A 23374-nucleotide genomic window follows, 5' to 3' on the forward strand; every position below is an offset into this window, starting at 1 on the left:
CATAATTAGTTCTGCTCCTGTTCCTTCAACTCCGCAAGCGCATCAAGCATATTCAGAATAACGGTCACTGCTTCAGCTCTCGTCGCCGAGGCGGCAGCAGCGAACCGGTTGTCCCCGCGACCGTTCATCACTCCCGCCTCCTGGGCTGCTGCCACGTACGGCTTCGCCCAAGCTGGGATATGATCCGCGTCCGCGTAAGAGAGCTCATGCCCTTCCGCAGTCTTCAGACCCAAGCTGCGAACAATCATTGCTGCCAGTTCTGCTCGACTGATCGAAACCTTTGGTCGGAATGTCCCATCCGCATAGCCGCTGATCAGGCCGGATTCCAAGGCTAGCGCAATATAAGGCTTCGCCCAGGTTTGAATCGAACCTGCGTCCGCGAAGTCTAGCGAACTGTTCGCACCTTGCAGCTTCAACGCTTTGACCAGCATGACGACGAATTCGTCTCTGCTGACCGTCTTATTCGGCTTGAACGTCTTGTCGGTGTAGCCCGCTACGAATCCAAGCTCAACCGCCCGTTTGATGGACGCTTCTGCCCAATGGCTCGCAATATCGTTAAGCCGAACGGTTGTCGATCTGCCGGACTCCCCGCCATTGCCGCTGCCGTTCTCATTGCCGCTGCCGTTCTCATTGCCGCTCCCGTTCTCATGGCCATTGCCTGGATCTCCGCCACCCGGATTTGAACCGCCGTTTTGGCCTTTTTCCGGACCTGGGGTTACTGGAGTCGGAAACCATCCTCCGCCACCGGAGCTAGGCAGCGCTTTGATTTTGATCTTGAACGTTTTCTCCGCGGATGCAGCTCCCTTGCTGATCGTCGCGGTCAGCACGACCTCCATGTCGCCTGACCCGCTTGACGGACGTTTCAACAACTGTCCATTCGCATTCAGGTAGTCGGGTTTTGAACTGCTCCAGACGATGCGCGTACCGAGCTGCCCTTTCTGCGGGAGGTAAAGGTTGGATGTGATACTTCCGTTTACATTAAGCTCGATCAGACCCATTACGTCTTCGATCGTTAGACGATCACGCGCAACGCTCAGCGTTGCATACGCCTGTTCGGCCTCAGGACGAGACAGCTGGGCGGTTTGAATAGCCGCAGTCGCTTGCCCAATCGCTTGCTGAAGCTGTGCCCAGCCCTCGGGAGAGTAATTGTCCTCCACAAGCTTGTCGGCCTCGATAGCCGTCAACAGGTCGATAATCGGCCGTAGATTGCCGAGTTTATATTCCTCGCCGTACACTTCAAATTCCTCAATGGAATAGCCGAACATAGTAGCTCTGGACACGCCTTCGAACTTCACGTATCTGGCTGGAGTGCTCTGGAAGGTAGTCACGACTCGTCCCGGCTTTCCGTTAATCTCCCCATTGTTGTCTTTCACAATGTTCGTCCAGTTCTCCTTGTCCTCGGACACGAGAATGCGGTACTTCGAACCATAAGCCGTTTGCCACAAAATAGATACCGCATCAATGTACTTCACTTCACCTAGATCCACCATGTACCAGGTATCGTCCACCCAATCGCTCGACCATCTGGTATCCCCTCTGCCGTCCACCGCTTTATCCGCCGTGTAGGACGAGGATTCCGGCTCTGAGGATTCAGCTTGCTTATGCAAAGCCAGATTTCCATGCAGGTCCAAGTAGGTGTTCCTTACGATGAGTTCGTCAATCAAGCCTTTAAAAGCATTCGTTTCGCTGCCGATTTTGGCTACCGGCAGAACGAATGTTTCCAGCTTGGAGCCGTCTTTGAGAGTCGCCGTATATTCACTGCCGTTAATGAAGATGGAGGTCCCCGTGTCGTCGCCGATCATAATGACATGGGTCCAGCGATCGGTCGGCAGCTTATAATTGAATTCGCTGACGTAATTTTCTTTGGTGATGGCGATTTTACCGCTGCCCCCAATGTTGTATTTCAGCTGTCCGTCCGGAGATTCCAGCAGCACAACTCCTTGCGGGTTGTCAGCGTCCGGTTTGATCCACATGGACATCGTCCAGCCGAAACCAAGCGTGCGAAGCGGGGTTTCCACGTAGCTGGCCCCGCCGTTTAGCCTCACGGCTTGACCGAAGATTCCCTTCTCTGTGCCTGCATTCACCGCGTTGCCGTCAAAGCCGTTCCCCGAACGGTCCGCGAAGCCTCCGTCGAAGGTATAATCCAGCACGAGATGCCGCTCATTGTCGATTTGAAGCTTGTGTGACTGATGAACACCCGGCGGGTCCACGTACCTTGAGGCATCCGCCTGGAAGCTTGCGAAGTTCCGATCGATGCGGTTGCCTCTCCACAGCTTTTCCGCCAGCACTTGCATGGAAGGCAAGATCCGCTGATGCGAGTCCGCCATGGATACGCCTTTCTCTACGGACACATCGTTCCAGAGCGCGAACATGCCGCCTTTGACCTGCGGATGCGCATAAGGAAGCCTCGTCTCCAGCCAATCGTTAGGCTCCCACTCGTTGTAAATAAAATCGTAATTCAAATAGCTGCGGTACAGCTGCGGAACGATGTAGAGCAAATTCGTATTGGTATTGATAATATTGTAGCCGAGCTCCACGGCCTGCTGAGCGCTTCCGTACGGCTCATACCAGATGTCCATCGTCGCATGGTTGCTGACCGGCGTCGTGCCGTCGTATGCGGACAGACTGCCCCATAGACGGGCGCGTTTGCCTTTGCTGTTAATGTGGTTAAGGAGCATATCCACGTACCTGCGGAACGCTTCCTTGTCGTCGCCGAAATATTCATCCGTGCCGACGTGCACATCCGGGCCGACGAAGGTCGGATTGCTGCCGTCGAGATACTCGTCAAAGAGTGCTTTAATGAAGTCGAGCGTCTCAGGACGATGGATATCCAGCTGATTGTTGCTGCCCAGTCGAGAATCGTACGCGATGAACGCGCCGGAGTGGCCCGGCGTATCAATTTCCGGCACGACGTTTACGCCGTATTCCATCCCAAGCAGCTGCAGGTCTCTGAATTGCTGCTTCGTATAATAGCCGTCCTTGCTCGTCACTCCCGGAAATTTCTCGCTCTCCAGACGGAAATAACCGACATCGCCGACATCATCGTTCAGGTGAATCTGGAACCGGTTCATCTTATAGTAGGACATCAGCTTGACATAGTCCTGCAAAAACTCGATCGTATAAAACTTGCGGCCCACATCGAGCATAAAGCCCCGATCCGGGTATTTAGGATAATCGCGCGATTGCCCCTTAGGCATCGCCTTATGATCGGCAGCGTGGCCGAGCAGCTGCAAAATCGTTCTCGTGCCGAACATGACTCCCGTCTGCTCGGACGCAGCAACAGAAGCATACTCGCCGATATTCAGCTCATATCCCTCTTTCCCTAATCCCGCTTGCGCGGCATCCAGCATCAAATAGATATCTCCCTCTTGAGGAAAACCAACCTTAACGGTCAGTGACAACTTCGTTAAATCCAATAAGTCCTGCTGCAAAATGTCAGCCGTCCCCCGCAGAGCCCCTTCATCATCTGCACGAATGACGATTTTGGATTTGTCCGACAAGCGGAACTCCCCGGTTGCGCCCAGCCACTCACGCAAAGAAGGAATGACACGCGGCTCCGGGTTCCGATCGCTCGTCTGCTCGTAGAGACCGGGTACGGTGACTAGCGCATTATCCGTTAAGAGATATGTCGGATCGCTGTCGCTCTGGATTTGCAGCAGCAGCTGAACCTGAGTATCGACAAGCGGCGCATGAATATTGCCCTGCACGTCGATCACCGGCAAGCTATCCGTGTTCACCAGCGTCAGCGTATAACCTTCCGGTACAGCGGGCAGATTCAGCAGGGTATCCCCTTCGGAGACGACGATGCTGTTTTTCACCGCGTCCATGATTGGCTGCAGTTGCGGTCTGCCTTTGTATACCTCGATTTCCCAGAAGGAGTATCCGTAATAAACGCCCTCAATAGGACGTCGCGTCTCCCCTTGAAACTTGACGTATTGCGCCACTGTCGGCTCGAAATCGATCGTATCTTCACCCGGCCCGGACGCGACGAGCACGCGGTTGTCCGCGAATACGTTCCGCCAGGATACCGCATCGTCGGATACGAGAATTTGATATTGCTCCGCCGGAGTCTGCCAGTTGATGATGACTCTTCCGATTTCAACAGGCTCGCCCAGATCAACGTAAAACCACTGATCGTCCGTTCTTTCCGAAGACCAGCGGCTTGCATTTTCGGTGCCCCCATCGACCGCTTTCTCAGGTCCGAAATAATCCACTTCGTTCGACGACGAATAAGCCGTTTTCCCTAGAGCCAAATTCCCTGTTGCGGCATTGGACATCTCCCAAAGGGTGGTCACCATTATGAAAGCGGTAACAAAAATGACTAAAAAAATAACCCTCTGCCGTAAACCCACGAATATCCCTCCCGTCGTAATTTGCACGAATTACCACAAGCAACTCGCATGACCTTCCATGCTATTTGCTGCGGCAACTTCATTATAAGTAGAGGGCAATCAAGCATCGATATACATGTGTTTACATTCCATATACAAATGTGGACATTTGGCCTTCTACGGTGAATCAAGGCTAAGCATGCCAGCATTTCGATCATATCTGGTGCCGTCAGCATTTGAGCAGCTAAAGGGATATAGAAACAGCGGCATTGTAGGACACAAATATCCTAAAATGCCGCTGCACGTATCCCGTTATTATAACAATGCATCATCTCTGCAGTTCCGAAGGAGTTAATGTACAATGAGGACTGGGCAACTTGATAGCTGTGAAACCTTGTGGCTGACACTACCAAGCATCATTTCTTTTATGCCCGTTAGCCCACGACTTCCGATAATAATAAGTTGCTGTTCGGCATCCCTTGCATACTTTAATATTTCATGTCCAGGATCTCCCTTAAGATGAACTGTTTCCGAGTTAATCCCTGCAGATTGTAATTTAGATTTGGCTTGTTGCAATTGTTCCAAACTCGCTTTCTCCATTTCGTTCAATATATCTTCCAAGAAATTCTCTGGTACATATGTCATGCCATTCGGCACATATTCCTGGATGACATTAACCAAGGTAACTTGAGTTTGTTTGTTTCGGACTATTTCAACGGTTGCATCGAGGAGTTTGGTTGTTATTTCAGCTTTATCAATGGCCACCATAATTTTGTCAAACATATTTATCATCCTTTCCGTGGCAGCTCGTAACTAGTGCGGCTACCTACAAAACGGTTTCTTGCTGCTCCTATACCAACTAAAAAGAGTAAGACCGAAGCGCCAAGCAGAATGAAAAGTGGCAGATTCCAACTATTTGTCGCATCATGCAGATATCCTATGAGGGCAGGACCGATTGCGGCAAGAAGATATCCGATCGATTGGGCCATGCCAGATAGTTCCGCTGCTTGATGCGCATTTTCAGTACGTAACCCGAAAAACATCATCGACAAACTAAAGGCGAAACCTCCACCAATTCCAAGTAGGATGATCCACAACAGAATGATATTGGAGCTTCCGTAAAGAAGTCCGAGCGTTCCCGTCAATAGCAAAATGGTTGTGATGACCACTAACAAACGTTGACTAGACATGCGCCCGGCAATAACGGGAACAATAAAGGTAAATGGAAGCATCGCTAACTGCATGATCGAGAGGTACCATCCTGATTGGTTGGAGTCAATTCCTTGCTGCTTTAAAATTTCAGGCAACCAAGCGATCAACACATAGAAAACCATGGACTGTATACCCATAAACAAGGTTACTTGCCAGGCAAGCGGGGATCGCCAAACATTCACATCGTAGCTGACCATCCTTTGACTTGTCGTGGCTGTTTCCTTCGCTTGATTTCTTAATTGGGGTAGCCAACAGAGGATCGATACAAAGCTTAAAATCCCCCATATTCCCAATGCTCCCTGCCATTTTAGACCTGCGTTCACGGCTAGAGGAACACTGATTCCCGATGCGATTGCTCCACATAAATTCATTGAAATGGAGTAAACACCTGTCATGGAGCCAATTTTATCTGGGAAGTCCCTTTTGATTATACTTGGCAATAATACATTACATACGGCAATTGCGAATCCAAGAACTGCTGTCCCAATAAACAGATTAACTGCGCCAGATAATGAACGTATTACAATACCTGCAGTCAGAAAGATTAGGGCAATCAAAATGATACGCTCTACCCCATATCTTCGTCCTAATTTTGGTACAAGAGACGATAATAAAGCAAAGGCGAGCAAGGGTACCGTTGTGATCAGGCCTGCTAATGTATTTGAAATATGAACGTCATCCCTTATAAGACTCACTAAAGGACCGACTGAGGTTAAGGGAGTACGTAAATTAGCTGCAATAACAATAATGCCGAGAATGATCAGCCCTATAGAGGATTGCACGAATTTTTTATTATGTTTTTTCGGCATTCTTCTTTTCTCCTTCCAGAATTCATACTAATGATTTGTTTCTATATGAGAATAACATCCGCGCGAACAATAAAAGTATATTATGATATATTAAATTTAACAATAAATATTTTAAGATATACTGAAACTTATCCAAACAATAAAAATACAACTCTGAATTCCCACCATGGATTCGGAGTTGTATTTATTAAGTGGATTTTTCGACTGTTAGAAACCATATTTTAAGGATATATGGAGCACTGTTTCGCTATTCGTACGATTGGTATAAGAGTGAGGACAATCTGCACGAAAACTAATCGTATCATATTGATTCAATGTATAAATCTCTTCATTGACTTGAATTTCAATGGAGCCAGTCATTACTGTCGCGATTTCAGTTGTATTCACATGATGACCTTCGGGGTGATACGAACTATTTGGCTGTAGGTATGCCCGACACATTTCAATATCGTTGCTTTTAAAGACTGGTTCAATGACCCAATTTTTTTCATCATTAGAAAACCGTAATCCTTCGCTTGCTCGATACAAACTAACAGGGTTATCTGATCTGAACAAAGCCAATAGCGGTAAAGATATGCCTTTTGAAATTTTCCATATAATTGCCAAAGTCGGATTTGTCTCGCCACGTTCGATATTTCCCAGCGTAAGTTTGCTTACACCAGTTAATTCCGCTAAGTCGTCTAAGGTCATGTTTTTTTCTTTTCTGTACTTTTTCAAGGCACCGCCGATTTGTAATACCATTTGTTTTGATTCATCGACTTCATCCATTTAAAATTCACCTCAACTAATACTTTATAGCTAGTATATTGTTTATTTAGACTCTTTTCCATATGATTAGTATTTGATGGTAGTCTACACTCCTATGCAAAATTCTGACGTCTATGTAATCTGCCCGTTAGAATTCCTGTAATACGAATATTTTGGAGATTGAACAAAAACGAGCGCCTCGGTACGATGGGGTTACACACGAGGTCATTGCCTCAAAAAGCCCATCCAGGAGGTCGCTCTACTATGAAGTTTAAAGCACAAGATAAGCAAAATCAACTCATTGAAAACATTACCGCTCATCATCTGGTCGTCGGAGTAGACATTGCTCAAGATACTCATGTTGCCCGGGCCGTCAGCTTTCGCGGGATTGCTTTAGGTGCACCGCTGGAATTCGGTAACCATCTTGAGGGTTTCAAGCTATTTGGACGCTGGATCCAGGATCTACTCCAAACCTACAAGCTTAACAAAGTCATTATAGGCATGGAACCTACAGGTCATTACTGGCTGAATCTTGCGCGCTGGCTCTCTTCTCAGCGCATTGAAGCCGTTCTCGTTAATCCCCATCTCGTTAAAAAGAATAAGGAGAACCGTGACAACTCGCCATCTAAAAGTGACCGCAAAGATGCTCTTGTCATTGCAGACATGGTCAAAAACGGGTACTACTCCCCTGTTCGTTTTCATCCAGAAGCCTACGAAGAACTGCGAATTCTCATGGCTAACCGAGACACGGTTACAAAACGGCTCAACAGTGCTGTTAACCAAATTCATCGATGGGTTGATATCGTGTTCCCTGAGCTGCGCCAGGTCTTTAAAACCCTTACCTGTACCAGCTCTATTGCTACGCTCAGACTCTTTCCCTTACCGGAGGAAATTAGTAGATTAACCACAGAAGAGGTTCTTACCGGTTGGAAACAATATGTAAAGCGTCATGCTGGAGTTAAACGAGCGGAACAGCTCATTGAACTAGCAAAATGCAGCATTGGCGCCACGCAGGCACTCCAAGCCTACAAGCTTCATCTGAGTCAACTACTAGAGGAATATGACTTGGCTCAGCGCCAACTTGAACAAATTGAGCATGAACTTCATCTCATCTTGAGGCGTATCCCCTATGCACAGAAACTGCTCGATATTCAGGGTTTGAATGCAACGAGCTTGGCTGGCATTCTAGGAGAAGCTGGAGATCTGAGCGGCTATGTACATGGAAATGCTTTATTACGACATGCCGGCCTCAATTTAACTGAAGCCAGTTCCGGAAAGTGGCGTGGTAAAATGGCGCTTAGCAAACGCGGCCGCCCTCGTCTCCGACGTTTTCTCTATCTCATGACGATGTGCATGGTCATGACCAATCCGGATATTAGAGCCCTGCACCACCATAATGTCGATGTGAAAAAACTCAAGAAAATGAAATCTATAATGAAATTGTGCGGTAAAGTCGCCCGTATGCTTGTTGGTCTGGCCAAAAGCAGTGAAGCTTACGACTCGACTAAAGTGTTTCCGCAAGCAGCTTAAGCAGTTTTTCTCACCAGCTCATGCATTCGCAGGATGACAAGAAGCACGAGGTATCGGGAGATATTAAACAAAAGGGCTCGGACCCGTTCCGTTAGAAAGACCGACCTCCACCCCTTAGTTAGATGTGACGAAGGAATGAAAGGGCTAAGACCCGTTGAGACATGGGAGTGAGAATCACTAGGGCAAAGTGGAGACGTGCATGATATGGAACAAAGTGGGTATTGGACACAACACCCTTGTTCCCGCATGCCCTTTCTACTGTCCCCAGCCACCGACTCCCCTGGATTCTCTTCTTTCATGTTTAGCTCAGGGTGAAATCCTGCGAATTCATGAGTTTGAGTGAGGAAATTGAATCACTTCGAGGGAGCTTAATGAAATAGCTGCAGAATTTTAATTAGATATGTATTCATCGGTAAACGGATTAAGTTCGTGTCCCTTTCGGCAATCGGTACAAGTTCTTGTCCTTGGCTTGGGACAAGAACTTGTACCAATAAAATCATGACCACCCGTCCAACGGGTGGTTTGCTCTTGGGGTATAACCCCTTGTTGCCAAACTGCGCCTAAAGACGCTAGCCTGACCATAACTCTGTTCAGGCTCATTGTTATTTGTCACTTTCACTTACCAGTTAAACTGGTTTATTTCTTTTTGCCCCTGTTGCTGTTGAATGGATCTTCGTACTCTTTTACACTCAACTTATCCATGGCTTGATCATGTGCCTCTTGTTCACGAATGTACTTCGCTACTGTTGCTTCATTCAAACCTACTGTACTCACATAATATCCTTCTGCCCAAAATTTTCGATTCCCGTATTTATATTTTAGTTGTGCATGCTTCTCGAAGATCATTAACGAACTTTTCCCCTTTAGATATCCCATGAATGATGAGACTGAAATTTTCGGCGGGATAGCCACCAACATATGGACATGATCGGGCATCATGTGGCCTTCTATAATTTCTACTCCTTTGTACTTACATAAGCGTTTGAAAATTTCTATTAAGTCTCTTCTTACTTGATTATAGATCTCTTTCCGTCTATACTTCGGGGTAAATACAATGTGGTATTTGCACATCCACTTTGTGTGAGCTAGGCTGTAGCTCTTGGTTGCCATTTGAGACCATTCCTTTCTTTGAGCCTGAACATCTCAATTTTATTGGAATGGTCTCAGTGGTCAAACCCTCAATCCCTCCACCCGCATAGCGGGTGGTTTTTTGTTTCGCGCGTTTCACGCACTCAACTGGCTAAAGCCATAACAAAAAAGCCGCTAAATTAGCGACTTTGAATGGTACCATGTTCTTGTTCCTCGACAATAGCTACGGGTTATTAATTGAAGCTGATTTTTCCATTTTTATTAATTACCTTTCATAAGGTGTGAATACGTTTACCTTGCGAAAATGAATTAATGCATCAAATGACTCATCTAAAATCATGCCTGAATAGTAGTTTTCTATCTTACGATGATTTGGATCATTCAAATCAACACCATTCAGGCTACCTACATATGGCATCTTTAACTCATCCTTGGAGATTAGCCGGTTTAACTGCTCATCTTGCTTCGCACGATCAAAATCCAAGAAATAACGATCCGCCGGCAAATCCTTCAATGAATTTAGTAATAAATTATCACTATGAATAGTGAAGGTAGGCGGATTTGGATCCGTTATAATCTTTGAGTCTGCTGCTAATACGCCGTCATTAAAGGATGTTCCGATAGCATAATAAGCATCGCCATAACTTTCCTCCAGAAGCTCACCTATATATGTAAGTTTAAGCATTTTGCTATCTACATTAATATTTTGCTCTTTTGCTGCATTAACAAAACTATCAGCGGCAGCTCTATTCTTTTTCGAAATATGACCATTATGACCTGCAATTAGAATGGGTCCATTCGCCTGGTTTAAAATCCAGTCTACCTTTTCCTTCATGGCTTTATCACGATGGTTTGCGGAAGAAACAAAGTGAAGATACCCATTTCCCTCGCTAAAATCTCGAAGCAAAGAGTCATTCATCACTGAGTAGGTAACATAAATAGACTGGATATTCTGCATTGCGGCCTCATACATTTGTTCATCTGATTTGGCGATAAGAAGATCAGCATTCATCGTCATCCGGTGTATTAATCGTTCAATAAGCTGAATATCCTTTTGGATTAGTGGACTCCATTGTCGTTGCAGCTGTTTATAATCACTTTTAGTCCATGCACGCTCACTGTTTGGAGTAAAGATATTGCCGAGTAACTGATTCGATATTTCCCACAGGTCACTACTGCCGACCTGTAAACGGTTAAGCTCTTTAGAGAGTTCACGATCCACCTCTTTTAAATAATTATCAAGTGCAGGTATCATCAGTTCTGATCGCTGAACATCCATGCCCCAATATTGAAGCTGTTCTTCACTAGATGCGGAACGGTTATATTCTCGCATCCACTCAAATAATTCAGCCATTTCTTGTGTATGGTAGAAGGGAAACCATTTTTCCCATGCTTCTTGCAGCTCGATATCCTCGCCCGATAGATACCGATTCATTAATTCTGAATTAGCAAAATCCTCTTCTAATACGAATGTTCGAACCCCATACTTTTCAACAAGCACCTTAAATACATCAAGCCGTACAGACTGAAATTCACCATTGTTATGAGTTGCTTCGCCTAAACCAATTATTTGGACACCATCGGGTATTGTCAATTGATTAACGGGTACAGCATATTTCTCTAGTGTATTCGTTAGATCAACTGGTTGACTAGAACAAGCAGTAAGTAATATCGATATAACGCTTACCAATACTAAAATAAAGCGCTTCATTGCTGTAACTCTCCTCTCCATAGTAAATAAGTGATTGTAACATAAAATCCCATAAAAGGAATTCTATTATTCTATTGTGTAACCATTCCTGCTAGTTGTACAAAAAGCAGCTGATTATGGGAAAACACCGCTTATCATCTCAAATAGAAAACAATGCCTGAAAAATGAGAGAGCCGATAACCGCGTAATAGGGTTATCGGCTCTGTATCTGTACGGCTAGCTCTTTGACATGCGTTTATCAGCAACCTCTCGGTTATGTCACTTGTTGCTGGTCTTCTTGACCAAGTCCACGCCATCGTATGCCAGACTTTCCACACTTGCAGCCTTCTGCAGTATGTATTGATCAAAAAAGTTCTTCGTATAGTCTGTAACAAGATTTCGCATCTCCATAGCATCCCGTTCGCCTCTGAGTTCCTCATTAACACTGGTAAACACGATGTCGCAGTAATCTAAATGCGCAACACGATCAACAGAGAAATAATAGGTTTGCATGCTATTGTTAGCGCCAATTATCGCATTCATGTTATAGTTAGGTTCACAATAAAGCAGCAAGAAGGGTTTATTAAGGTCGCTGCCCTGAAGGCCGAACGCAGCGCTATCCAGGCCAATCCCGCAGGCAAACCGGTCGTCGTCCCGACAAACAATCGCCGTCGTAGGCCCTCCATAAGAATGTCCGACTATGCCCATGCCGATGTCAAGCAACAATCTGCCCTTGAAGATGGAATTCAGCTCTCCAGAGTCCATTTTGTAAAGATAATCGGCTACATACCTTACATCCTCTGCCTGTAATTCACTATACTCTGTTATCTTGGCAAGTACCGGCAGTGTAAGCACCTTGAGGCACATCTCGATGGCAGTTTCATCGTCAGGCCGCATCTCCATCTTACCAGCCAACGCCACCATCTCCGGATCTTCAGAAAACGCCATAATGACATCCGAAAAACCCTTTGATACATTAAACAGGCGCCCATCCTTACGCTTATACATCGTGCTATTCTGATGGCCGATGCTTACCACGACATATCCCAAACTTGCCAAGTCTGTACTGATCACGGTACCCCATTCTGGAGAACCGCCCCCGCCGCAAACATAGAATAACACCGGATAGCGCTTTTCCTTCCCGGAGAGAGCAAGGTCGTCGTAACACTGGGTCTTGATATCTATGGAGTAAGCATCCTTCAACGCAGTGAGAAGTGGCTGCTCATCAAGCATTTCGTAAACTTCAGGAAACATGTACGTTGATGTAGTCTTACCTTCGCTACTGTCGGACGGATAGTACACAAACGCCGTCAGTTCTCTTTTTGAGTGATCTGATGCCGTATACTCAAAATCCATCTGGGTTCGACCGACAATATAGCTGCCGATTGGTTCTGGAAATGCTTCAAAAGTTTTCATTTTCTTCTTCCCCCTTAATTAATAAAAGTGGCGAATGTGAAATACAGTAAATCATATCTACTCCTTGGCTTTCTTGAGATCGCTACATTTTCAGAATGTATATGATCTTCAAGCAGCCCATGACCCATAAAGTCAGCAAAGTACTTGCTAATCTTATGTTGCAGCTTAGAGTCTTTAATATCGAATTCCCTAAAAAAAACAGGACTAAATTAAACTGCATTGACTCAAACATAAAAAAAATCAGGTCGTCGTCAATATCAGGTCGGAGATATCCTTCAACCCTCATTCGGCGTAAAATGTCCTTGATTAAGGGGAATGACTCGCCCTTTAGCACATTCAGATATATTTTAAGCAAAATGTTCTCAGGAATGTATAAAAGTGTTTCAGTGAGTTTGATTTCCAACTCATTCAGTGGCTCGGTCACAATGCCATTACGTTACCAAATAAGCCAGTAAGGAAAAACTGGAAAAGGGAATCTTCATTACTGTTATTAAAATACGCAGCTCTTTTCTGAGTCACATTACGTATTAAGAGACAATAAAGGTCATCTTTGTCTTCAAAATACCGATAAAATGTTCCGGGGTGCATGGACAGACTATCCATAACCATCTTCATAGTTATATCCTCGTAAAGATTTTCAACGAAAAGATGCACTCAAACCTGGAGTCTCGGCCTCAACTTACGCAGGTCAATTTACTTCCGTACAACGGTATATCCTTTAACCTCCAGCAGCGCCACCGGAAATTAGCAGGCAACATGAAGGTTTTCAATGGTTTGACTGCTAGGATGAAAGATCTCTTTCATGCAGGAATATTTATGTGCTTTATTTGCTTGGCGCAATACCTTTTATCAGCAATTCCGTCCATTGTGCGGTATAAGGGAGAATCTTTGGGTAGATATGCGGGCTGGAGATCCCTTCAACCAGGGCCTGGAAATAAATCAGAAGAAATTCATCCGAATATTTCAGATCAACCTTGCCTTCTTTACGCCCGCGGTGAAACAAATCCAACATAAGACTGTAGCTTTCCTTGACGTATTGCTGCATCATCAGAGATAATCCATCATCATCTTTCTTTGTAAAATAATCCATTAAATCCAAATAAAATTGTTTGTTGATTTTTTCTAGATAATTGATTTTGTTCTGACTCATAGCAATGATCGTTTCTTCGAAAGGTTTATTTTCGGCCATGATTTCTCGGGCGGTTTCCCCCATTTGAGTTAAAAAATACTTAAAAACCTCATGGACCAGGTTTTCTTTGCTCCCAAAATACTTAAAAATCGTCGTTTTACCGACATTGGCATGTCTAGCAATCTCATCGACTGTTACATTTTCGATGCCGATTTCGGTATTAATCAATTTAAAAGTTGCTTCTAGAACTTGATTCTTCTTCTCTTGCGTCCTCTTTTCAAAGCCGTTCATTCCTTATTCCTGCTTTCTAACTTAGTATGACTAAAAAAATATTTTAAGAAGGATTTAGTTCGTATTTTCCCTTCCTATTTATTATATAGCGATAATTATGAATTATCAAACATACATTAGTTCTAAACTTATATATTTTTGCGTTGACTATGCGGATAATCGGGTGTATAACTGAAATTGTAAATGAACTTTGGTTTAAAACAAAGTAAATAGTCAGAACTTACGAACTCTATATCGATTATTAGTTCGCTATTTATCAGCTTTGCTTTAAACTGGAAAGCACGTTACTAAAACTGGTCTAGAAGGAGTTTTAGTGCTATGACAAACATTGTAGAAGTGCAAGGCTTGCAAAAAAGATTCGGGAAATTCAAAGCGCTGCATGACGTGTCATTTGCGGTAAATGCCGGGGAAGTAGTCGGCTTTATCGGACCGAATGGCGCGGGGAAATCCACAACGATTCGCATTTTGCTCGGAATCATCCATCGGGATGCCGGAGATGCAAAAATCTTCGGCAAGGATGTATGGAAAGATAGCCTTGAGATTCATAAACGAATTTCTTATGTACCTGGGGACGTGGCTCTTTGGGGCAGCTTAACAGGCGGCGAAATCATTGATTTATTTATGAAATTGCATGGCGGCGGAGACAATAATAAACGCGACTATTTGATTAAACGGTTTGAATTGGATCCTAAGAAGAAAGCCAAAGGCTATTCCAAAGGAAATCGGCAAAAAGTCGGCTTGATCGCGGCTTTATCCGTTGACTCCGATTTGTATATTTTCGACGAACCGACTTCCGGCCTTGATCCGTTAATGGAAGCCGTCTTCCAGGATGAGGTCGAAAAAATCAAGCTTGCGGGAAAAGCCATCTTGCTGTCCTCTCATATTTTAAGCGAAGTGGAACGACTGGCCGATAAAGTAGTTATCATTCGCCAAGGCAAAGTGGTTGAAACCGGAACATTGGATGAGCTGCGTCATTTAACGCGTTCTACAGTAACTATAGTAACGCAAGGCAATGTGGCTATAATGGCATCCGTTAACGGTGTTCATGATTTCAAGCAATCCGGCAATCAAGCGACATTCTTTGCGGATAACGAATTTATCAATGAGATTTTGTCCGAAGCGGCAAAATTGGGGGTCAAGAAGTTTGAGTCCGTGCCGCCTACGCTAGAAGACTTATTCATGCGTCATTATGAAGTCTAAGAGCGGAAACGGAGGAGATTATAATGCAAGAAAAATTTGCGCGTTCGCGAGTACTATTCGTCCAATACCTGAAACGTGATTGGAAAAAAATCATCATCTGGGTTTTAGGTTTAGGCTTGTTTTCAGCCGGATTTGTTCCGGCTTTTGAAGAAATGGGCAAGGGCCAAGGTTTGCAGGGAATGTATGAAACCTTGCAAAATCCTGCTATGATTTCCATGGTTGGTCCTACACCGATTGAGAACGCAGCGGATTATACTTTGGGTGCAATGTATGCGCACGAAATGTTGTTATTCTGCGGTTTGTTTGCGATGATTATCGCTGCTTTGCATGTGGTAAGCCATACTCGCAAAGAAGAAGATCTTGGGCTTACTGAACTCGTACGCTCCTTTCAAGTAGGCCGTCAAGCCAATTCGCTTGCGGTGATTGCCGAAGTCGTCATGATCAATATTCTATTAGCCCTCGTTATTGGCGGAATGATGACTAGCTTTGGCGTAGATACGATTTCGGCCGAAGGATCCTTTTTGTTTGGCGCATCCATTGGAATGGCCGGGATCTTGGGAGCCGTAATTGCCTTAGTTATGGCGCAAATTATGCCGACTTCATCCGGTGCAACCGGTTCATCGCTCGGAATTGTAGGCTTGCTCTATATTGTCCGAGCCGGAACGGATGTGTCGAATGTTGATTTTTCCATGATCAATCCGATGGGTTGGACTTATCTGACTTATCCATTTACAGAAAACAATGGGGTCCCCCTGATTTTGGCTATAGTCTTCAGCGTTATTGTCGTGATCATCGCTTTTGTCCTTGAAGGCGGTCGAGATATGGGTGCCGGTTATTTACCAGAAAGAGATGGCCGGGAGTCGGCAAAAAAATCATTGCTGTCCGTACCCGGCCTGTTTACAAAGCTGAACAAAGGCGTAATGATCAGTTGGTTGATTGCTTTCGTCGTCATGGGAGCAGCCTATGGTTCGATTTATGGAGATATGCAGACGTTCCTTGAAAGCAATGAAATCATGAGTCAAATGTTTACGATATCCGGCGTTTCCATCGAAGAAGCCTTCACCGGGACCATTATGATGGTCATGATTGGATTGGTTTCCATTTTGCCGATTGCGATCGTGAACAAACTTTTCTCGGAAGAAGCGCGACAGCATTTAAGCCAGCTTTATGCAACAAAAGTGACTCGAGCTCAGCTCTATTGGACGAGTGTCATTTTGGCGATTGTTGCTGGAATCGTTGGCATTTTGCTAGCTTCAAGCGGACTTGGCGGGACGGCCATTTCTGCCCTGGGTGACGGCTCGTCCATGAATATGAGGGATTTTTTGGCCGCTGGCTATAACTTCCTGCCTTCCGTGTTGTTCTTTATTGCACTTGCCGCTTTGGCTTTAGGTTGGGCACCAAGACTAGGCAAAGCCGTATATGCGTATCTTGGCTATTCTTTTGCATTAAACTATTTCGGCGGCATTCTCGATTTGCCGGAATGGTTCTCGAAAACAGCCGTTCAAAGTTGGATTCCGCGGATGCCGGTAGATTCGTTTGATGCAGCAACCTTTATTACGATCTCAGTGATCAGTGTTGCTTTGATGATTATGGGCTATTTGGGATATCGCAGACGGGATATGGTGGAAGGAGCTTAGCAGGAAAAAAGATTCGTGATTTACATTATACTTTGAAATGATAAGCAAAAAACGGGCTGAAAGGTATAATTTCGGCCCGTTTTTCTGCATTTTATAGATGGCCACTCACCGGTTTGGTGTCTAATCAAAACGAACTTATGCATGTCTCTCCCATCTTTGATATGAAAATGCTCATGATCAACCGCATTCATCCCAACCAACTTACCTCTCTTTTTGTGATAATATGTGAAGTTATGATTTAGCGGAATTCGAAGCAATTGATAATTGTGGTCTCTTGGCAAGCCCTTGATTTCATTCACGGCTAACTCACGAATGACATATACACCTATTGATCATCTTAAATAATAAAACTGAACACTGATTTATTTCTAATTTAATCAGTAGGTTCGATAGAGCCAAGATTTCTGATTGCATAGTTCATAGCTGTATGCCTATTTACACACTCACTGATATAATTGATCCAACCCTCTGAAGAATCAACAATCCGTTATCGATACTCTCAATGAAGTACTTCTTATCATCTAAAACCACAACATCACTTTCCTTCAATTTGACTTCGCTTTTAAAATAAATGAAGTTATCTGATCCAGGTACTGCTCCTTTGTAGTAATTCATGCTGTTCTCAACTCCTAATAAAACTTTTACCGAGTATAGTCTCCTAATATTTTATCATGGATTAGTCATGTAACCTTTGGATGAAAGGCAAATATAAAAATAAAGAATGGCAAGCTCTCTCCCATTCTTTATTTGTTGAAATATTTCTATGTTTTCGATGTTATGTTATGTTCCCAGTCATGCGAACAATTTGCGGACAGCCCCTTTTCCCGTAAAACCTTATAATTTTGCTAGGTACTTTGCGGTGCGTATTAACTGGCTGGTAAAGGAGTTCTCGTTATCATACCACGCAGCAATTTTCACTAATGTATCTGTTCCTAGCTCTGTTACCTTTGTCTGTGTGGCGTCAAACAAACTGCTGTAAGTCATGCCGATAATATCAGACGAAACAAGCTGTTCATCTGTATACCCATATTCTTTCGACTGGGACTGTTCCATCTTCTTGTTGACCTGCTCTACTGTCACGGAGCCGCCTACCACTGCGGTTAATTCTGTCAGTGAGCCCGCCATGACCGGCACTCTTTGCGATGTTCCATCCAGCTTGCCATCCAAGGACGGGATCACTAGCCCGATTGCTTTTGCTGCTCCGGTCGAGGTCGGGATGATGTTGCCCGCCGCAGAACGCGCCCGCCGCAGGTCGATCTTAGGATGGGGTCCATCCAAGGTGTTCTGGTCGTTTGTGTAAGCGTGTATGGTGGTCATAAAGCCCTTTTTGAGTGGTGCAAGCTCGTTCAAGAAATACGCCATTGGCGCGAGGCAGTTCGTCGTACAGGAAGCTGCCGAAACAATGGTATCGTTCTTAGCCAACGTATGTTCATTGATACCGAAAACAATAGTGGGAACATCCTTCCCGGCTGTGGTGGAGATCAGCACCTTTTTGGCACCTGCTTCAATATGTGCTGCTGACGCTTTTTTCGATGCGAAGAAGCCAGTGCATTCCAGAACAACGTCAATTTGCAGTTCTTTCCACGGGAGCTTTCCTGGGTCTTTTTCGGCATAGATCGGAATATCCACACCGTTCACGTTCAAGCTGTTTTCGCTATAACCAATCTTGGCATCATAACGTCCTTGCGTGGTGTCGTGCTTCAGCAGGTGCGCAAGCATCTGCGGACTTGTAAGATCATTGATGGCTGCAACTCTATATCCATCAGTATCAAAAAGCTGCCGAAATGCAAGTCTGCCAATTCTGCCAAAACCGTTAATTGCGATGTTGATTGCCATCATCATAACCACCTTTCTTTGTCAACATCCAAATTATATCCCTTGAAATTTTGTGATACACTGTCATAAGTGAAGCATTTAACTATACTATCTGTCAGGTGAGTACCATGCCACAAATTGACCGCCATAAAAACAGAACGGTACATATCGAATTTGTAGCTTTCGAGGATTTTGCACAATTCCCCTACCCAGAGCGTTATACTCTTGTTTTTGTTACGAGTGGAAGTATAAAAGGGATATTGAACGAACGCCCAGTCACCATTTCAGCACCAGCAATTCTTTGTTTGTCTGCAGAGGATACGATACAAGTATTAGAAAAGCACAACGCTTCTGCATCATCATTTTGTTTTCATCCGGATTTTCTTAACTCAACTCCTCATGCTGAAACAGCAGATTACTTTCCGACCGATTTGAAAATACAAACAGGTCTTTCGCTGTTTCGTAAGTCTCCTGAACGAACGGGCATACCTCGCATAACCGAGAAGGCATATCCACAATTATTGGAGTGGTTTTTTGTGCTTGGCACGGAAGTGTATGCGCAAAGCGATGCACTCTGGGCATGTAGAATAAAAAAATATTTTATTCAAATCATGGGAGTGCTTGAAGATTTAAACCGTCACAGTGAACAATCACCTGTGGATTTGGTTCTGGAATATATACACACCAATTATTCGAACAAAATCACCCTGGAAGATTTAACAAAGTGCGCGTACTTGAACCGCGTTTCGCTCAATAAGATGTTTCAGGAAAGATGCGGGTCCACAGCGATGGGCTACTTAATGTCGCACCGCTTGAAGGTTGCGGGGAATCTTCTGACTCATACCGACATGAGCTTAAATGAAATTGCACGAGCTACCGGATTTGAGTATGACACTTACTTCATTAAACAATTTACGGCTAAAAAAGGCATGTCACCAACAGCATATCGGGAAATTTCCCGCAAGTTCTCTGCTGCCCAATAATGAAGGAAACTTTGACTGGCTTGGGCGCATAATTCAGCTGCTTGCTGAGGCTGTAGGTGAGAAAAAATAAATGAGTGCCAGGATCAGGTAATGCTCCCAAATGCGGTAATATTGCCCGGACATCGCTGAACTTGTACCGATAAAACAAAAAAGCCGCTAAATTAGCGACTTTCAATGGGACCATGATCGTATCGCCCGACAAACGATGAACAGTAATAAATATGGACAATTAAATTTATCCAGTCACACGATTCACAATTTTTAGAACCGCATCCCTCGTTAATTTATTTCCACCTGAAGCGATGAGGTTGACTGTAGCATGGGCTAACGCTAATGGAATCTTGCAAAACTTTAATGCTGGGCCATCCTTCAGCTCTGCGATATAAGAGTCGGCAATCTGTAGATTGCGGTGTGTGTACTGTTGCATCTCCTTATATCCCCAACCATCAGGAAAGAAGTCAACGCCACGTTTAAGATCCTCTTCTCTATTACGGAGGATATTTACCGCTTGTAGACCTCGTCCGAAAGCAATCGCTTTCGTTAGATCTGATCGAGTTCCGTCATACCAATACCAAAGCTCCGATAACATCTCTCCAACCATACCTGCCACGCTATAGGTATATCGGTCCAGATCCTCTTCTGTATGAATGCTCCACCCGTTTTGAACCCATTCAGCCATATGTAACGCCATCTTTGAGATGTACCGATATACGATATCGGCACTGGAAGACGGACATAGAAGGGCCCATTTACCTATTTGCATCGTAACTGCTGGTAATACCGTCCGATGAGGAGATAGTATGAATTGGGTTTCCATAACATCCTGAGTTTTAAATGTTTCATAAATCTCAAGAAGTAGTTCCACCTTCAGTTCGTCAGCGAGTTCATTGTGGTCCTCGATTTCATCTATGGCCCGCATACATAAATAGCCTGATGCAACAGCTTCCCTTAATCCTGAATCCAAATAACTTATTGGTATAAAAAAAGTGCGGCTCGTTTTCTTTAACATGGACATTGCTTCTTTCATTGCGATGTTATTAATGAGTGCTCCCTCCAAATAGTATCTCAGCTTTAAATGACGTATTGCTTTACTGCGATAATAACATACTCTACCGCATTTTAACCAAAAAGTATCCCACAGTAACGGATGTGTTGAAAAAACACCCTTATGAATCCACATAAAGATTGGGCATCTAAAGGTCATACTTCACAAAAAAATGGCTGCCAATCTACTCAACGGCTGGTGAGATATTCTAACATGGATCGAATTTTATTTTAGGATTCATTCATTAAATCCATACGAATGTAACATTATTATTAGGTATTTTATATCGCTTAACTTAATCATCTAAAGGGAGAAGCCAGTACAAAATCATCCTCTTCTCCGATTATACAAAGATGAACATCAGGGATTTCTTCACTTACAGAGCTTTTCGGCAATGAGGTCTACTTCCGATAGGTTCCTGATGAACTCATTCCTCGCATTCCACTTATTTATGTCTTGAAAAATGATCTTGGATCTTTTTCAGTCTTTCAAGGTGTGGTTTCAACTTCCCTAGCATCAACGCTTTATAATTCTCCGCTAGATAAAACATGTGAGCTGCGTCGATATTTGGCTGTTTTGTTTGCAGTCGATAGCGGCCGGCGTGGTTGACGAAGACAAAGAACCTGCCGATCCTCTGATGGAACAGGCACGGCTCTATATCCAGCAGAACGCCTATAAGGACATGAGCATGCTGGTGCTTGCGAACGAGCTGGGCATCAGTCCCGTTCAGCTCACCCGCAGATTCTCCCGAATCGTGGGGATGACTCCTTCGCGCTATTTAAGCCATATTAGGCTGGAGCAAGCAAAGTCCTTGCTCGTCGATACCCAGCTGAATTTAGAGCAGATCGCATTGGCTTGCGGCTTCAACAATGGCTTCTACCTCAGCCGCGTGTTCACAAAGCTAATGAAAGTCAGTCCTTCCGCTTACCGGAAAACGAACCGGGTCTAATGCCTGCCACAATCCCCTCTATACAATAGTCGGAAGCGAAAGAACAAATACGCTTCCTTGTTCCGAGCTTCCCCTAAGCGTTAGCTGCCTGCCTTAAGCTTGCGCCAGCAACCTGCTGAACGTATGGCCAAGGCCAGGCCGCGATGTGCTTCTTGTTATCGCTGCGGATGAACCGCTCGAAGATGATCTTCCTGTTCCGGCAGTGGTAGGCCTGGCCTTGTCGGACACCACGAATTGTCTCTCTCGCTTAGGGAGACGGGGATGCTAAGCGGCCGATCCGGATGACGGGACCGTACGATATTATTGAGTAAATTCATCATAATTTGTACATATCAATGATGTTTTGTTTGTATTTTAAAATCTCTTTACTGTTCAATTGTAAATTCATAGAATATATTAGAAAAACAACTAGAATTATAACTACAACTGCTATTATAGTTATGATATTTTTAGATTTATTCAGGTCCTCTACTTTATGCTCTATTCAGCTTTCGGCTAACGTTCAGGCATTCACGAACCCTCACTACCCTTAAGTGACCAAAGGGAGCAGCCGCGATGCGGTTAGGTGGTGCGGGTGTGTCCGGCTGATTCCGCTTCCCTGCAACTGAAATACCTCTCTGAATCCGCTACTAACTTCGTGCCGGACCGAGGGCGAATGTCCGATGCGTGAACATGGTGTTATAAGATGTCCCCGCCTTCGAAGCCTTACTCACTAGTTCTTTCGTTTTGTAAATTGTAACGGTGTTCCTTCGGTTTGCATCTTGTCGTCATCAATGTGTCTAATTTCTTGTGCAATATATTTCCCCTCGCGAAAAGCATACTCCACTTCCAAATAACCGGCATATTGTTCTGTTCTGCCATCACCAATTCTCATACCACCAATTAACTTCCTATCGACCACTTTATAGTTTATCCAAGCGTCATAATATGCCTTTAAGTCACCATACTTTGATGATTCATATATCAAGCTATCTCCTAAATAAACTTTTCTTCCTGAAAATGTTACATTCTCTTTGATAATATCTTGTATAGGTTCAACGATGGCTTCGACCGAATTGATTGATATTACATGCGCTTCCGAAAGTATAATTCCAGTTCCATGATCTAAAATGTTGATAAAGACGATTTCATTTTGATTATCTTGATTAATATCTTCAATGTAAATTATCGGATCTCTCAACGAACTTTGGATCCATTGAAACGGGCCAACTTCACCCTTATTATATCTAATAACAAAATCTGAAATCTTATCACCATGTTCTGATAATCTCCCATAAACATAAATATCATGGTCATCGTTAATGAATTCAATTGTTTTGCTCTCTTTAGTCACTTGTTCAGGTTCAAATGTTTCTCCATTACATCCAACTAGAATAAGAAGAATTAAAAGTACAAATAGAAATTTATTATTCCCCATTCAAATAATCACTCTCATCGATTTGGTTTTTTTTGTTTTGCGGTGATTTCTTATAACGTTCCTGTATTCACGACCCCGCGAATG

Annotated in this window: 18 protein-coding genes; 5 read left to right on the forward strand and 13 right to left on the reverse strand. The window is 44.2% G+C overall.

Annotated elements, in window-relative coordinates; genetic code table 11:
• Window positions 1-5: 5 nt before the first annotated feature.
• From MKX98_RS16730 to MKX98_RS16745, 4 genes are all read right to left on the reverse strand, one after another.
• Window positions 6-4352 (reverse strand): discoidin domain-containing protein, encoded by a 4347-nt coding sequence (locus MKX98_RS16730; RefSeq protein WP_339224250.1) that lies wholly within the window; start codon window positions 4350-4352, stop codon window positions 6-8.
• A 330-nt stretch (window positions 4353-4682) separates the two neighbouring features.
• Complete coding sequence (locus tag MKX98_RS16735; RefSeq protein ID WP_339224252.1) at window positions 4683-5114, reverse strand: universal stress protein; 432 nt, start codon at window positions 5112-5114, stop codon at window positions 4683-4685.
• Window positions 5115-5119: 5 nt separating this feature from the next.
• The gene (locus tag MKX98_RS16740) at window positions 5120-6352 is read right to left on the reverse strand and encodes an MFS transporter (RefSeq protein ID WP_194542768.1); all 1233 of its coding nucleotides are present in this window, start codon (window positions 6350-6352) and stop codon (window positions 5120-5122) included.
• Window positions 6353-6559: 207 nt separating this feature from the next.
• The gene (locus tag MKX98_RS16745; protein WP_194542769.1) at window positions 6560-7120 is read right to left on the reverse strand and encodes an XRE family transcriptional regulator; all 561 of its coding nucleotides are present in this window, start codon (window positions 7118-7120) and stop codon (window positions 6560-6562) included.
• Between the two features lie 243 nt (window positions 7121-7363).
• Between MKX98_RS16745 and MKX98_RS16750 the strand changes: the two genes are divergently transcribed.
• Entirely contained in the window at window positions 7364-8629 is a 1266-nt protein-coding gene (locus MKX98_RS16750; RefSeq protein ID WP_063477462.1) for an IS110 family transposase, read from the forward strand.
• 636 nt (window positions 8630-9265) lie between these two features.
• On the opposite strand, the gene tnpA is transcribed toward MKX98_RS16750, so the two are convergent.
• From tnpA to MKX98_RS16775, 5 genes are all read right to left on the reverse strand, one after another.
• Window positions 9266-9739 carry an IS200/IS605 family transposase gene (gene tnpA, locus MKX98_RS16755; RefSeq protein WP_339217207.1) on the reverse strand — a complete coding sequence of 158 codons (474 nt, stop codon included), beginning with the start codon at window positions 9737-9739 and terminating at the stop codon, window positions 9266-9268.
• Window positions 9740-9983: 244 nt separating this feature from the next.
• Window positions 9984-11429, reverse strand: coding sequence for an erythromycin esterase family protein (locus MKX98_RS16760; protein WP_339217209.1), 1446 nt, complete (start codon window positions 11427-11429; stop codon window positions 9984-9986).
• A 258-nt stretch (window positions 11430-11687) separates the two neighbouring features.
• Complete coding sequence (locus MKX98_RS16765) at window positions 11688-12824, reverse strand: choline esterase (RefSeq protein WP_339217211.1); 1137 nt, start codon at window positions 12822-12824, stop codon at window positions 11688-11690.
• 420 nt (window positions 12825-13244) lie between these two features.
• Window positions 13245-13439: a TetR/AcrR family transcriptional regulator gene (locus tag MKX98_RS16770; protein ID WP_339217213.1), complete on the reverse strand. Its 195-nt coding sequence runs from the start codon at window positions 13437-13439 to the stop codon at window positions 13245-13247.
• A 208-nt stretch (window positions 13440-13647) separates the two neighbouring features.
• Window positions 13648-14244: a TetR/AcrR family transcriptional regulator gene (locus tag MKX98_RS16775; protein ID WP_194542783.1), complete on the reverse strand. Its 597-nt coding sequence runs from the start codon at window positions 14242-14244 to the stop codon at window positions 13648-13650.
• A gap of 318 nt (window positions 14245-14562) precedes the next feature.
• Between MKX98_RS16775 and MKX98_RS16780 the strand changes: the two genes are divergently transcribed.
• A complete protein-coding gene (locus tag MKX98_RS16780; RefSeq protein ID WP_339217218.1) occupies window positions 14563-15444 on the forward strand; it encodes an ABC transporter ATP-binding protein in 882 nt (293 codons plus the stop codon).
• Window positions 15445-15467: 23 nt separating this feature from the next.
• Window positions 15468-17081: a tetronasin resistance protein gene (locus MKX98_RS16785; RefSeq protein WP_220685201.1), complete on the forward strand. Its 1614-nt coding sequence runs from the start codon at window positions 15468-15470 to the stop codon at window positions 17079-17081.
• Window positions 17082-17516: 435 nt separating this feature from the next.
• Here the strand turns inward: MKX98_RS16785 and MKX98_RS16790 are convergent, their stop codons facing one another.
• Both MKX98_RS16790 and gap read right to left on the reverse strand, forming a co-directional pair.
• Window positions 17517-17696 (reverse strand): hypothetical protein, encoded by a 180-nt coding sequence (locus MKX98_RS16790; RefSeq protein ID WP_194542786.1) that lies wholly within the window; start codon window positions 17694-17696, stop codon window positions 17517-17519.
• A gap of 219 nt (window positions 17697-17915) precedes the next feature.
• A complete protein-coding gene (gene gap / locus MKX98_RS16795; protein ID WP_339224472.1) occupies window positions 17916-18917 on the reverse strand; it encodes a type I glyceraldehyde-3-phosphate dehydrogenase in 1002 nt (333 codons plus the stop codon).
• Between the two features lie 107 nt (window positions 18918-19024).
• Here gap and MKX98_RS16800 point away from each other — a divergent pair, with 107 nt between their 5' ends.
• On the forward strand, window positions 19025-19879 hold the full coding sequence (locus tag MKX98_RS16800; RefSeq protein ID WP_339217221.1) for an AraC family transcriptional regulator: 855 nt from the start codon (window positions 19025-19027) through the stop codon (window positions 19877-19879).
• Window positions 19880-20114: 235 nt separating this feature from the next.
• Here MKX98_RS16800 and MKX98_RS16805 read toward each other — a convergent pair whose 3' ends face one another.
• The gene (locus tag MKX98_RS16805; RefSeq protein WP_233354940.1) at window positions 20115-20906 is read right to left on the reverse strand and encodes a phytoene/squalene synthase family protein; all 792 of its coding nucleotides are present in this window, start codon (window positions 20904-20906) and stop codon (window positions 20115-20117) included.
• Between the two features lie 598 nt (window positions 20907-21504).
• Here MKX98_RS16805 and MKX98_RS16810 point away from each other — a divergent pair.
• Window positions 21505-21873 carry an AraC family transcriptional regulator gene (locus MKX98_RS16810; RefSeq protein WP_339217225.1) on the forward strand — a complete coding sequence of 123 codons (369 nt, stop codon included), beginning with the start codon at window positions 21505-21507 and terminating at the stop codon, window positions 21871-21873.
• 712 nt (window positions 21874-22585) lie between these two features.
• On the opposite strand, the gene MKX98_RS16815 is transcribed toward MKX98_RS16810, so the two are convergent.
• Entirely contained in the window at window positions 22586-23290 is a 705-nt protein-coding gene (locus MKX98_RS16815; RefSeq protein WP_339217227.1) for a hypothetical protein, read from the reverse strand.
• Window positions 23291-23374 lie beyond the last annotated feature (84 nt).

The sequence above is a fragment of the Paenibacillus sp. FSL W7-1332 genome (assembly GCF_037969785.1).
Lineage (GTDB): Bacteria > Bacillota > Bacilli > Paenibacillales > Paenibacillaceae > Paenibacillus_AQ.

Excerpts from the sequence above, each read along its gene's own strand:
- MKX98_RS16735 (WP_339224252.1), bottom strand. The coding sequence starts at position 5,114 with ATGTTTGACAAAATTATGGTGGCCATTGATAAAGCTGAAATAACAACC.
- MKX98_RS16740 (WP_194542768.1), bottom strand. The coding sequence starts at position 6,352 with ATGCCGAAAAAACATAATAAAAAATTCGTGCAATCCTCTATAGGGCTG.
- MKX98_RS16745 (WP_194542769.1), bottom strand. The coding sequence starts at position 7,120 with ATGGATGAAGTCGATGAATCAAAACAAATGGTATTACAAATCGGCGGT.
- MKX98_RS16750 (WP_063477462.1), top strand. The coding sequence starts at position 7,364 with ATGAAGTTTAAAGCACAAGATAAGCAAAATCAACTCATTGAAAACATT.
- tnpA (WP_339217207.1), bottom strand. The coding sequence starts at position 9,739 with ATGGCAACCAAGAGCTACAGCCTAGCTCACACAAAGTGGATGTGCAAA.
- MKX98_RS16760 (WP_339217209.1), bottom strand. The coding sequence starts at position 11,429 with ATGAAGCGCTTTATTTTAGTATTGGTAAGCGTTATATCGATATTACTT.
- MKX98_RS16765 (WP_339217211.1), bottom strand. The coding sequence starts at position 12,824 with ATGAAAACTTTTGAAGCATTTCCAGAACCAATCGGCAGCTATATTGTC.
- MKX98_RS16770 (WP_339217213.1), bottom strand. The coding sequence starts at position 13,439 with ATGAAGATGGTTATGGATAGTCTGTCCATGCACCCCGGAACATTTTAT.
- MKX98_RS16775 (WP_194542783.1), bottom strand. The coding sequence starts at position 14,244 with ATGAACGGCTTTGAAAAGAGGACGCAAGAGAAGAAGAATCAAGTTCTA.
- MKX98_RS16780 (WP_339217218.1), top strand. The coding sequence starts at position 14,563 with ATGACAAACATTGTAGAAGTGCAAGGCTTGCAAAAAAGATTCGGGAAA.
- MKX98_RS16785 (WP_220685201.1), top strand. The coding sequence starts at position 15,468 with ATGCAAGAAAAATTTGCGCGTTCGCGAGTACTATTCGTCCAATACCTG.
- MKX98_RS16790 (WP_194542786.1), bottom strand. The coding sequence starts at position 17,696 with ATGAATTACTACAAAGGAGCAGTACCTGGATCAGATAACTTCATTTAT.
- gap (WP_339224472.1), bottom strand. The coding sequence starts at position 18,917 with ATGGCAATCAACATCGCAATTAACGGTTTTGGCAGAATTGGCAGACTT.
- MKX98_RS16800 (WP_339217221.1), top strand. The coding sequence starts at position 19,025 with ATGCCACAAATTGACCGCCATAAAAACAGAACGGTACATATCGAATTT.
- MKX98_RS16805 (WP_233354940.1), bottom strand. The coding sequence starts at position 20,906 with ATGAAAGAAGCAATGTCCATGTTAAAGAAAACGAGCCGCACTTTTTTT.
- MKX98_RS16815 (WP_339217227.1), bottom strand. The coding sequence starts at position 23,290 with ATGGGGAATAATAAATTTCTATTTGTACTTTTAATTCTTCTTATTCTA.